Source organism: Sphaerospermopsis kisseleviana CS-549, assembly GCF_028329225.1.
In the GTDB taxonomy this organism is placed as follows: Bacteria; Cyanobacteriota; Cyanobacteriia; order Cyanobacteriales; family Nostocaceae; genus Sphaerospermopsis; species Sphaerospermopsis kisseleviana.
This window is the reverse complement of the sequence record NZ_JAQMTI010000287.1, coordinates 1-11,541: the sequence shown is the minus strand read 5'-3', so window position 1 is coordinate 11,541 and position 11,541 is coordinate 1. Positions and strand designations below refer to the sequence as shown.

General features: G+C 38.6%; 10 protein-coding genes. 5 read left to right on the top strand and 5 right to left on the bottom strand.

Annotation, left to right across the window (positions count from 1 at the left end; translation table 11 throughout):
- Nucleotides 1-403: 403 nt before the first annotated feature.
- The 4 genes from PN497_RS22760 to PN497_RS22745 all read right to left on the bottom strand — a co-directional run bounded on the left by PN497_RS22760 (nt 404) and on the right by PN497_RS22745 (nt 5,594).
- Entirely contained in the window at nt 404-1,009 is a 606-nt protein-coding gene (locus PN497_RS22760) for a DUF4360 domain-containing protein (RefSeq protein ID WP_096571672.1), read from the bottom strand.
- A 517-nt stretch (nt 1,010-1,526) separates the two neighbouring features.
- Nucleotides 1,527-3,539: a transketolase gene (tkt, locus tag PN497_RS22755; RefSeq protein ID WP_096571671.1), complete on the bottom strand. Its 2,013-nt coding sequence runs from the start codon at nt 3,537-3,539 to the stop codon at nt 1,527-1,529.
- A 318-nt stretch (nt 3,540-3,857) separates the two neighbouring features.
- Nucleotides 3,858-5,105 (bottom strand): beta-ketoacyl-ACP synthase II, encoded by a 1,248-nt coding sequence (gene fabF / locus PN497_RS22750; RefSeq protein WP_096571670.1) that lies wholly within the window; start codon nt 5,103-5,105, stop codon nt 3,858-3,860.
- 243 nt (nt 5,106-5,348) lie between these two features.
- A complete protein-coding gene (locus PN497_RS22745; RefSeq protein ID WP_096571669.1) occupies nt 5,349-5,594 on the bottom strand; it encodes an acyl carrier protein in 246 nt (81 codons plus the stop codon).
- Between the two features lie 253 nt (nt 5,595-5,847).
- On the opposite strand from PN497_RS22745, the gene PN497_RS22740 reads away from it, so the two are divergent.
- Nucleotides 5,848-6,753: a CoB--CoM heterodisulfide reductase iron-sulfur subunit B family protein gene (locus tag PN497_RS22740; protein ID WP_096571668.1), complete on the top strand. Its 906-nt coding sequence runs from the start codon at nt 5,848-5,850 to the stop codon at nt 6,751-6,753.
- A gap of 52 nt (nt 6,754-6,805) precedes the next feature.
- On the opposite strand, the gene PN497_RS22735 is transcribed toward PN497_RS22740, so the two are convergent.
- Nucleotides 6,806-7,453: a PAP/fibrillin family protein gene (locus PN497_RS22735; protein WP_096571667.1), complete on the bottom strand. Its 648-nt coding sequence runs from the start codon at nt 7,451-7,453 to the stop codon at nt 6,806-6,808.
- Between the two features lie 45 nt (nt 7,454-7,498).
- Between PN497_RS22735 and PN497_RS22730 the strand changes: the two genes are divergently transcribed.
- The 4 genes from PN497_RS22730 to PN497_RS22715 form a co-directional block, all read left to right on the top strand.
- The gene (locus PN497_RS22730; RefSeq protein WP_096571666.1) at nt 7,499-7,981 is read left to right on the top strand and encodes an adenosine-specific kinase; all 483 of its coding nucleotides are present in this window, start codon (nt 7,499-7,501) and stop codon (nt 7,979-7,981) included.
- A gap of 16 nt (nt 7,982-7,997) precedes the next feature.
- On the top strand, nt 7,998-8,453 hold the full coding sequence (locus PN497_RS22725; RefSeq protein WP_096571665.1) for a hypothetical protein: 456 nt from the start codon (nt 7,998-8,000) through the stop codon (nt 8,451-8,453).
- Between the two features lie 361 nt (nt 8,454-8,814).
- Complete coding sequence (locus tag PN497_RS22720; protein WP_096571664.1) at nt 8,815-10,158, top strand: P-loop NTPase fold protein; 1,344 nt, start codon at nt 8,815-8,817, stop codon at nt 10,156-10,158.
- Nucleotides 10,118-11,541: tetratricopeptide repeat protein (locus PN497_RS22715; protein WP_272110889.1), on the top strand; the 1,424-nt coding region annotated here is incomplete at its 3' end. The genes PN497_RS22720 and PN497_RS22715, both read left to right, overlap by 41 nt.

Sequence of the window (11,541 nt, the reverse complement as noted above, 5' to 3'; positions counted from 1 at the left end):
TGGTGGTAGTCTTTTTGAGAAACTTAATTGGAACACAATCGCGTCTGGCTAAGGCGTGAAAGTCTACTGAGGGATAACTGCTCCCATGCTCCCGTTGAAGTAGAAAGTAAAGTCTAGTTTTGTCTAGGTTTTATATAGCAGATAACTGTTTGAAAATGAATAACCGCCTGGGAATGAATTCCCAGTCTCATAACAAAAGTCGGCTGAAGCCGACTATTTTTTTGGTAATTTTGGCAATAATGAATATGAAAACGTTGAATCAAGAATCTGCGCTCCTTTAGAACGCAGAGTGTCAATTCGTATTGCAAATCACAAAAACAAAAAAGGTAGGATTTTCACCCCACCTTCAAACTATTTGGGGTTTGCGTTTATTCAGCAAACCCTATTTATTTAGAGAAATATTCTATCGACAACTGCGATATTTGATGTGATAAACCAAACCACGATGAGCAAGATCAAAGGAGTCCACAGTCGCCATCCCTTGACCATTAGCGATCATTGCCGCGTTCACCCGCATATTTACACTATCACCACAGCTTGACCAGACATCACCCACAGACACTAATTTATGTTGAACATTGTAGTCAGTTTCGCCTCTAAATGTCCTAGAAAAAACAGAGCCACGCTGACCAGCAAAAAAGTATTCTGCTCTTAGTCTTCCAGTTGTTCCAGGAGCAACATATCCCCGATAATCAGAATCATAGAGGGAAATTTGAAAGCCTTGGGGTACTTGAATGGGAATACTTAAGTTACAGCTTTTGCGTGTCTGTGCTGGATTATTTCCTAGTGCTATAAATTGATCAAAGAGAATACTTAACTCTTGACCATCTGGACTGACATTTACACTAGCAGATCCTTCAGGGCAACCGTTACCACCATATTCTGCCCCTAAAATTTGCACTTTTTCATTAGCAAAGGCTGGTCCAACAGAGGCCATTGTCAATGTCGCAGCAGCCAAAAAAGCTGGTGTTGCTTTGCGAGCAATATTTTTGAACTTTTGATGATTCATAACTTACCTTTTGTAAATATTGTCAAAGGTGTGACAGTAAATAACAAACTTTTCACAAAAGTTGTTCTGTAAACAACTTTCTAAATATCAGACTGATATGAGGACAAATGTGTTTCTGATTTGACAAAATTAGATTATAAAACTTAATATCTCTTTCATAATTAGGTAAGGAATACAGACATTTTTGTTTTCACTCAATATGTTAATAGGATATTAATAAGACTTACGCACTGTACAAATTCACCATGATGTGAATAAACGAGAATCCGTCGTTTCAGGCTTTTGGCGATTAACTTCCGATCAATAGCGAACTGCTTGCAGCAGCACTTCGCTATCGCCCAAAAATAATTAAAAAATCACGTTAAAATGCCCGAAACCCATAAACCATATTTGGTTGATCCTGTCAATGCGTAAGTCCTAGTTAAATTAATTTTGCTTGGGTACTTACCAGTAGACACAAAAAAAGGGCAGGATTTTCATCCCACCCCAGAAAATAAGAGAAATATTCTTTTGTTAATTAACCTAACAATGCCTTAGCTTTAGCTAAAACATTATCAACGGTAAAGCCAAATTTCTCCATACAAGTACCACCAGGAGCAGAAGCACCAAAGCTATCAATACTGACGGTATCGCCTTCAGTACCAACATATTTATGCCAGCCAAAACTGCAACTAGCTTCTACCGCTAAACGCTTTGTAACAGATTTTGGTAGTACAGATTCTTTGTAAGCTGCATCTTGAGCATCAAATAAGTCTGTAGAAGGCATAGAAACAACGCGGACTTTCTTACCTTCGGCGGTTAGTTTCTCAGCAGCAGTTACACAGAGGCTCACTTCTGAACCAGTACCAATTAAAATGATTTCTGGTGTACCAGCACAATCTACAATGGTGTATGCACCTTTAGCCACACCATCAACAGATGTACCACCTAAGTTGGGGACGTTCTGACGGGTGAAAGCTAAGAGAGTGGAAGCATTTTCTTTAGACTTTTGGATCGCTACTTTGTAAGCACCAGAAGTTTCATTTCCATCTGCGGGACGAATTACTGTTAAATCAGGAATAGCACGCAGAGAAGCTAAAGTTTCAATGGGTTGGTGAGTAGGACCGTCTTCACCTTGGCCGATGGAGTCGTGAGTCATTACCCAAATTGAACCAGCTTCAGAGAGCGCAGCTAAACGAATAGCAGCCCGCATATAGTCTGTGAAAATTAAGAAAGTTGCACCGTAGGGTATTAAACCAGAGCGATGTAAGGCTATACCGTTACAGATCGCGCCCATTGCGTGTTCCCGTACACCAAAGTGAATGTTACGGTTTTGGAATTGTCCTTTTTGGAAGTCTCCAGCACCTTTGAGTTCGGTGAGGTTGGAGTGGGTTAAGTCAGCAGAACCACCAATTAATTCAGGTAAAACAACCCCTAGTTTGTTGAGGCAGATTTCTGAGTGTTTGCGGGTGGGTTGTGCTTTGTCTTCGGCGGTATAGGTGGGAAGAACTTGATCCCAACCTTCTGGTAATTCACCACTGAGGAAACGTTCAAATTCTGCCGCTTCTTGGGGATATTTAGCTTTGTATTCAGTTAAGGTTTTTTTCCAGTCTGCTTCGTAAGCAGCACCGCGTTCTACTGCTTTGCGGGTGTGATCAAGAACGTCTTGAGGAATTTCAAAGGGTGCATAATCCCAACCTAAGTTTTTCCGGGTTAATGCTGTTTCATCTGCACCTAAAGCAGCACCGTGAATACCTGCGGTATTTGCTTTGTTGGGAGAACCATAACCAATGGTGGTTGTCACCTTGATCATGGTGGGTTTGTCGGTGACAGCTTTTGCTGCTTCGATCGCTTTGGCAATTCCTTCTAAATCGGTGTTACCATCTTTAACGTGAAGTACGTGCCAACCGTAGGCTTCAAATCTCTTAGAAACATCCTCTGTAAAAGCTACATCGGTAGAACCATCAATAGAGATGTGGTTATCATCGTACAGGGCGATTAATTTACCTAATCCCCAGTGTCCAGCGATCGAAGCAGCTTCACCAGAAATACCTTCCATGTTGCAACCATCACCCAGAATTACATAGGTGTAATGGTCTACAATTGTCGCACCGGGTTTGTTAAACTTAGCTGCTAGATGTGCTTCTGCTAAAGCTAAACCAACTGCGTTAGCAATACCTTGACCCAAGGGACCAGTAGTTACTTCCACACCATCTGTCACAAAGTTTTCTGGGTGGCCTGGGGTCTTAGACCCCCATTGACGAAATTGCTTGATGTCATCTATGGTAACGCTATCGTAGCCCATCAGATACAGCAAGGCATACTGCAACATTGAGCCATGACCAGCAGAGAGAACAAAGCGATCGCGGTTAAACCATTTAGGATTTTTGGGGTTATACCGCATGAAGGAGTTCCACAGGACAAACGCCATAGGAGCAGCGCCCATAGGTAGTCCAGGGTGTCCCGACTTGGATTTTTCTATGGCATCAACAGCCAAAAAACGGATTGAGTTAATACAAAGTTCTTCGATGGATTTGGTTGCAACAGCCATAATTTTTTATTGTTAACGACGGGTTAGGACTCTTTGTAGCTTTCTGTTTTTGGGTTCATTATCAAGTGATCCCACAATTTACATCATCCCATTCCTACTAGCATAAGGACAAGCGGGATCTTCTGAGTTTTAGGTGATGAATAGAGCTAATAATTTGGTCATGCCAAACCCTTGGTTTAGCTGGGAATGATATATATAATATGTTCCACAGGGTCACTTCAGGAGGCAGGAGGCAGGGGAGCAGGGAGCAGGGAGCAGGGGAACAGGGGGAAATTATTTGTATTTTCCCAGTCACCAATCCCCAATCACCAGTCACCATTAGCGATGTTTCTTAAACGCCAAAGTGACATTATGACCACCGAACCCAAAGGAGTTGGATAAAGCCACCTCTAGGATTTGAGCGCGGCTGGTGTGGGGTACATAATCTAAATCACAACCCTCATCAGGATTATCCAAGTGGATGGTGGGGGGGATGTGGTCATTAGCGATCGCCAAAACTGTAGCTACTGCTTCTATTCCTCCTGAACCACCTAACAAATGACCTGTCATGGATTTGGTGGAACTAATTGCTATCTTATAGGCATAATCGCCTAAAGCCTTTTTGATAGCTGCCGTTTCTGTGACATCATTGGCTGGGGTGCTGGTTCCATGAGCATTAATATAGGTAATCATTTCTGGTGTCAGCTGACCATCTTTGAGTGCCAGTTCCATTGCTCTAGCTGCACCTAAACCACCAGGTACGGGGGAAGTAATATGATAAGCGTCACAGGTCATCCCATAGCCGACCATTTCTGCATAAATTCTCGCACCACGACTGATTGCGTGTTCCAATTCTTCCAGAATTAAAATTCCTGAACCTTCACCCATGACAAAGCCATCCCGATCTTTGTCAAAGGGACGACAAGCTTTTTCTGGATCATTTTTTGTGGATAGCGCCCTGGCTGCGGCAAATCCAGCTACAGACAATGGTGTAACGGCTGCTTCTGATCCGCCACAAATCATTGCTTGGGCATATCCATTTTGAATTAAGCGAAAGGCATCACCGATAGCATTAGAACCAGCGGCACAAGCTGTCACAGAACAGGAGTTTGGACCTTTTGCACCAGTATGAATTGCTGTTAATCCTGCTGCCATGTTGGCAATCATCATCGGGATCATGAATGGACTACAGCGGTCTGGTCCTTTGTTTAGATAGACTGTTTGCTGGTCTTCTAATACTTTAATGCCACCAATGCCTGAACCGATCATGACACCTATTTGCTCGGCGTTGAGGTCATTGATAACTAATTGTGCGTCTGATATAGCCTGTTTAGCACCTGCGATCGCAAATTGGGCAAACCGATCAGTGCGCTTGGCTTCTTTGCGCTCCATGTATTCATGCGGATCGAAGTTCTTCACTTCCCCCGCAATGCGGCAATCATGCTTAGACGCATCAAAAGCTGTGATGTAGTCTATGCCATTACGTCCGCTTAACAGTCCTTCCCAATATTCAGATGGATTGTTACCAATAGGTGTAATCGCGCCTACACCTGTTACAACAACGCGTTTACGTTTATAGTCTGTCATGATTCAGTTAAAGGTGACGAAAAAGCAGCAAGCAGAACAATTTATAGAGTGTTGAGTTTTGAGTCCTGAGCCAGCATTACATTTATGCTTAGTGCTTTTCACAGAAATATACATACTCAGCACAGAGCAAATTTAGTTGCTACAATTTGGCTGAGGGTGATGGCTAGGCAGTCCCTGACAGGAGAGTTTCCCAGGACTGCGTTACCTGATCAATGCACTGGCTCATCAGGACTCAGAAATTTTTCAGTCAGAAGGAGCGTTTTTCTCGATGTAATCTACTACCTCTTGAACCGTTAAAATCTTTTCGGCGGCTTCATCGGGAATTTCAATATCAAATTCTTCTTCAAAAGCCATTACCAGTTCCACAATATCCAAGGAATCAGCGCCTAAATCATCTGTAAATGAGGCGTTGGGTACAACTTTCTCCTCATCAACCTCTAGTTGATCGACGATAACTTTTTTAACCAGTTTAAAAATTTCTTGATTCATAAATAAAAGTCCTTAACCATGTGCCATGATCTGCTCTTGATGGGCAATCTTGCTTTGAGCATATACATCTTATCGGAAAGGGTGTTCCTGAGTACAGTTATCAGAAAAAGGTGATTGGTGATTGGGAAAATACAAATAATTTCCCCCTGCTTCCCCTGCTCCCCTGCTCCCCTGCCTTATGTTGGGAGATAATGAAACTGCTAAATTTGTCTTACCAGGGCGATCGCTACGCCTGTAAACAAAACTTAATTTTATGCTATCTCAAACCTTAAAATACGCTTACTACCCCGGTTGTGTTGCTCAAGGAGCTTGTCGGGAGCTTTATCTCTCTACTCAATCACTTACCCAAGCTTTGGGTATTGAACTCATTGAACTTAAAAAAGCTGCTTGTTGCGGTTCTGGTACATTTAAAGAAGATTCTCAATTGTTAGAAGATACAGTTAACGCTCGGAATATAGCTTTAGCAGAAGAATTAAATCTACCTCTTCTTACTCATTGCAGCACCTGTCAAGGTGTGATTGGTCATGTTGATGAACGTCTCAAGCAATGCCAAGGAACTAACCCAGCTTATCTCCATCAAGTCAATGGCTTACTAGAAAAAGAAGGTTGTTCTCCTTATCGGGGTAGTACAGAGGTCAAACATTTACTTTACGCTTTGGTTACAGATTATGGTTTAGACAAAATCAGCCAGCGTGTCACCCGCAAGTTAAGCGGACTCAAGTGTGCAGCTTTTTATGGCTGTTATCTCCTCCGCGCTCAAAAATCCATGCCCTATGATGATCCATTCCAACCAGAAGCAATGGAAAATGTGTTTCGGGCTATAGGAGCAACACCCATATATTATCGTGGACGCACCCAATGTTGCGGTTGGCCTCTCTCTAGCTATGCTACTACCGAATCTTTCCAAATGGCAGGTATGCACATTCAAGAAGCTTTATCAAGTGGTGCTGATTGTATTGTTACACCTTGTCCCCTGTGTCATCTTAATTTAGATTCTCGTCAACCAGAGGTAGAAAAGGTGATTGGTAAAAAATTAGGTTTACCTATTTTACATTTACCACAATTAATTGCTTTGGCTTTAGGAGTTAGTCCTGAATTACTGGGTTTAGAACGTCACATTGTTTCCACAAAACCAATGTTAGAAAAATTGGGAATCTAATCTAAGTAGACTCTTTGAACCCACAATCTGCGTCCCTTGAGGGCGCAGATTGTCAAAAAATCTGCTGTAAATCAGGTAAATCATTAGCTTTCTGGAGAATAAATAAACTTTCATCACCTCCTCTACCAATCCTTAATGTTTCATCTAAGTAAGTAATATCCAGAGTTGCAACTCTACCTTTGGGACCTTTAGCATCTACAACTTTAAAAGGATTTAGTTGAGGAGTGTTAACACCTATAATTTTATCAATCGCTAAATAACGTTTATCAAAATAAACATTAATTCGCTTATCTGGTAAGTTAGATTGAGCTAAATCAGGTTCAAATCTAGCTGTTACTTTTACATATCCTGAAATAAATTTTAGGGGATGTTTGACATAAGCAAGGTTAAAAAATTGTGCATCAGCAACATTAATTACTTGATAAACCTTACCTATACTTAATCCTAATGGGAGAGAATCCAAAGCGCGAATTTCTCTAGCTGTAGAGTATTGTAATTGCCAGACTCCATTTAATAAATTAATAGCATTCTGGAGTGGTTGAGGATGGGGATTGAGATTTTCTAATTCAACTGTTAAACTTTCTATTTCTGCGGCTTTCTTTGGGTCAATTTTTAAATTAGTAATAGGAGAACCATCATCCTGTTTTTTAAGTTCCTTAATTAATACTTGTAATTTTTCTTTCAATGCTTGACGTTCCATAAACTGATACTTTGCTACACTTAACAAATCAAATTGTAACCCAAAATGGAACTAAAAACCGTAACTTTAGAAATTCCTGTAGGTTGTAACCTGATTTTAGGACAAACTCACTTTATCAAAACCGTAGAGGATTTATATGAAATCATGGTAGGAATATCCTCACAGGTTAAATTTGGTATTGCTTTCTGTGAAGCATCCGCCGCTTGTTTAATTAGAATGGCTGGCAATGATCATACTTTGCAAACAGTAGCTACTAAAAATGCCAAATCTATAAGTGCTGGACACTGTTTTTTAATTGTGTTAAAAGATGCTTATCCGATAAACTTTCTTAATGCTATTAAACAATGTCCAGAAGTTTGCAATATTTATTGTGCTACTGCTAATCCTGTACAAGTAATTTTAGCAGAAACCGAACAAGGAAGGGGTATTATTGGTGTGATTGATGGATTTTTACCCAAGGGTGTAGAAGGAAATGAGGATATAAAATCACGTCATGATTTACTGCGTAAATTTGGTTATAAAATGTAGTAATTGTGCAAGAAAAATGGCAATTAATTATAGACAAAAAATTATTAATCTATGGATAGTTTTTTTATTAGGTACGTTGTTTCATACACAGTTGGGTTTAATGCCATTATTTCACGGGTTAGATGTAGTAGAATCCCAACCAGCAACATCACTTAATGAAGTATCGGGTATTTTTTGGTTAATGTTAGGCTTCTTTATATTGCCGATTTTAGCAATTATTGGGAATACATTTACAGAAAATAAACGTTATCGAGTTATTCATTTTGGCTTAACTATTTTTTATGGTGTAATGAATTTAATCCACCTAGTTTTAGATTTACTTTTACCCCAAGTTATTTGGTATCAAATTGCTTTGATGGTGTTTTTATTTTTGATTGGGTTATTGTTGATTTTTGTGGCTTATCAGTGGATGAAATATCCAGTAAATAGACAAAATCCGGCAGAAGGCAATATTTCTATACCTTTCAGTTAAGGGATAACAAATGATGATATTTTTAAATCTCTGACTTCTTGAATAAGTTGGGTATTTTCGTGTTTATAAATAAGCTGTTTGTTGTGCCTTTAACTTGAATAATTAATATAAGCAAGATGCTTGTGCTACTGTAACTTCAGGTTTTTTAATTATACAGTTTAGCTGCACATCAGCTTAAACCTTTAATTTGCACTAAGGCGGGCAGGATGCCCACCCCACAAGAGTTTCAATTTTAGATAATATGCAAGTTAAATGTCCAACAGCTTAATTCAAGATTGCTATATTGCTTTTATTTTAAAAATAGGCTAAGATATTGGGCTTGTAAAATTATATTGATATGATAAAATCAATAAAAATTTCTATGAATCAGCTTAATTTTCAACGTGCTAATACTCTCAAAGCTGCTTATAATGCTTGTAGTTTAGAACCGCTAGAAGGTCCAGATATAGAAAAATACTATGTTGATTTATCAGCAGTGCGAAAATCTTCAGCCGTTAAGGGTGTAAGTACAATTTTGGATTTTCAGGAAGCTGGAAATTACACTACTATTTTATTTACCGGTCATCGTGGTTCAGGAAAAAGTACAGAGTTAAAAAGGATTCAAAATATCTGGGAGGAAAATTATCATGTGATTTATTTAGAAGTGAATGAAGAAACAGATATTAATGATGCTAATTTCACAGATTTATATTTAATAGTCATTAAACAAGTTGAATTTACTTTGCGGAAATTAGGGTTAAAATTTGATGAAAGACTATTAAAAAGTTTTGAGAATTGGTTTAAAGAAATTACTCAAGAAAATGAAGAGAGTGTAGAAAAATCTGTCAGTGTAGAATCAGAAGCCAGCTTGGGCGCAGACGCGCCATTTATTGCTAAATTAATGGTGAAGTTATTGGCACAGATTAAAGGATCTGATAAACAAAAAACGTCTATTCGTCAAACTTTAGAAAAAGATATTTCTCGACTTAAAGCAGATATTAACCTTTTACTAGATGACGCTTATGCTAAATTGCGGAAAAAGTATCCAGACTACAAGGGTTTACTAATTATTTTTGATAATTTAGATCGTGTTCCTCCTGGAGTTGCAGATCATTTATTTTTTGAATATGCGGCACAATTACAAGAACTGCATTGTACAATTATTTATACAGTTCCTATTTCGGTTTTGTGTTCGCCAAAAAATCCCCTATCTTTGTTTGATGGTAATCCTCATATTGTACCAATGGTGAATATTTACCAATTTGATCGGCAAAGTTCCCATTTACAAGATAATCAAACAGGACTGGAGGCATTAGCTAGTTTAATTGAAAAAAGGGTAGATATTGATGCTGTGTTTAATTCCCGTGATGAATTGCTAGAATTAGCAAAGGCTAGTGGTGGCCATGTACGTCAACTTATGCAAATTATGAGGGCTGCTTGTTTACGTGCCAGCACTAATGATCATGATAAAATTCAAGCTGAAGATATTGTTTATGCTGTCAAACAACAACAATTTAGTTTTGAAAGATTTATTCCCAATGACCATTATCCATTGTTAGTGCAAGTTTGTATTAATAAAGATGTGAGTAAAGATGATATTGGACAGTTAATGCTGTTTAATACTTCGGTTTTAGAATATAACGGTGATAACCGATGGAATTATCCTAACCCAGTGGTAATGCAAAATGAATTTTTCAGACAAGCACTGGCAGAAATTACAGCCTGATTTTAATTTTGAATTGGGGCAATTTATCGCTTTGAATGAGGATATTTTTGCGGAATTGTTGACTTTCGTTGACTTTTCCGAAAAGTTAACTTTGGGATTTATTGAAATTAACTTTCCTACCGATGCAGAGTTATTAATTAATGCTTTAAAAACCGATTATAAATGTCAGGAAGTTCAGTTTGTAACTCTCAATTTTCCCGATCCGAATTTGCGATTTTTACGAGATGCAATTATTCAGGAATTGCCAAAAGTTGAAAAAGAAGCAAATAAAAAGTTAGTATTAATTATTCAAGGTTTAGAAAAATCTATTGGTCTTTCTGGGGAATATCCGCCAGTTTTACAAGATTTAAATTTTGTCCGGGATGCTTATAAAAAAACCGTACCTCATCCTATTTTATTTATTTTACCAGATTACGCTATTAATAGATTAGCGAAATTTGCCCCTGACTTTTGGGCTTGGCGTTCTGGTGTGTTTAGATTTAAAACTTTAGAAAAAACCAGAGAAAATGCCATTGCTCAAACTCTGCAAGCTGAAATCAAAATTGACAGAGTAGAACCACCGGAAAAGCAAGAAAGGATTGGGATTTTACAACGGTTATTAATGGAATATAAGCCTACCTGTGAGCAAGTAAATGATGGTAATTTACGCAGGTATGGTAATATTTTATTGGAGTTGGGAACAGCTTATATTAGTCAGCATCAACCGGAAATAGCGAGGGAATGTTTAGAGGAAGCTTTACAAATTGCAGAAAAATTAGCAGATGTAAATTTTAAAAGTCAGGTTTTAAATAAAATTGGTGATGCTTATAGTGAGGAAAGGAAGTTTGAAACAGCGATTAATTTTTATCAACAAGGGTTAGATATTGCCCAAGAATTAGAAAACCGTAATGGTGAAGGTTATGTTTTATTTAAATTAGGTAATGCTTATTTGAATTTACGGCATTTTTCAGCAGCTAGAAAGTATTATCAACTCTGTCTAACAATTGATCAAGAATTAGATGATCACGATAACGAAGCTAGAACCTACCACCAGTTGGGAATTGTAGCCCAAGAAATGCGAGAATATGCCCAAGCACGGGAATTTTATCAACAAGCTTTAGCTATGCTTATCGAATATGGCGATCGCTATTCTCAAGCTAGTACCTACCACCAGTTAGGAAGAGTAGCCCAAGAAATGCGAGAATATGCCCAAGCACGGGAATTTTATCAACAAGCTTTAGCTATCTATATCGAATATGAGGATAGATATGAAACAGCTGGAACTTACCACCAGTTGGGAAGAGTAGCCCAAGAAATGCGAGAATATGCCCAAGCATGGGAATTTTATCAACAAGCTTTAGCTATCAAAATCGAATATGGCGATCGCTATTCTCAAGCTAGTAC

Coding starts and splice junctions, on each gene's coding strand:
- PN497_RS22735 (WP_096571667.1), bottom strand. CDS start 7,453: ATGGAACGTCAAGCATTGAAAGAAAAATTACAAGTATTAATTAAGGAA.
- PN497_RS22725 (WP_096571665.1), top strand. CDS start 7,998: ATGGCAATTAATTATAGACAAAAAATTATTAATCTATGGATAGTTTTT.
- PN497_RS22740 (WP_096571668.1), top strand. CDS start 5,848: ATGCTATCTCAAACCTTAAAATACGCTTACTACCCCGGTTGTGTTGCT.
- PN497_RS22760 (WP_096571672.1), bottom strand. CDS start 1,009: ATGAATCATCAAAAGTTCAAAAATATTGCTCGCAAAGCAACACCAGCT.
- tkt (WP_096571671.1), bottom strand. CDS start 3,539: ATGGCTGTTGCAACCAAATCCATCGAAGAACTTTGTATTAACTCAATC.
- fabF (WP_096571670.1), bottom strand. CDS start 5,105: ATGACAGACTATAAACGTAAACGCGTTGTTGTAACAGGTGTAGGCGCG.
- PN497_RS22745 (WP_096571669.1), bottom strand. CDS start 5,594: ATGAATCAAGAAATTTTTAAACTGGTTAAAAAAGTTATCGTCGATCAA.
- PN497_RS22720 (WP_096571664.1), top strand. CDS start 8,815: ATGAATCAGCTTAATTTTCAACGTGCTAATACTCTCAAAGCTGCTTAT.
- PN497_RS22730 (WP_096571666.1), top strand. CDS start 7,499: ATGGAACTAAAAACCGTAACTTTAGAAATTCCTGTAGGTTGTAACCTG.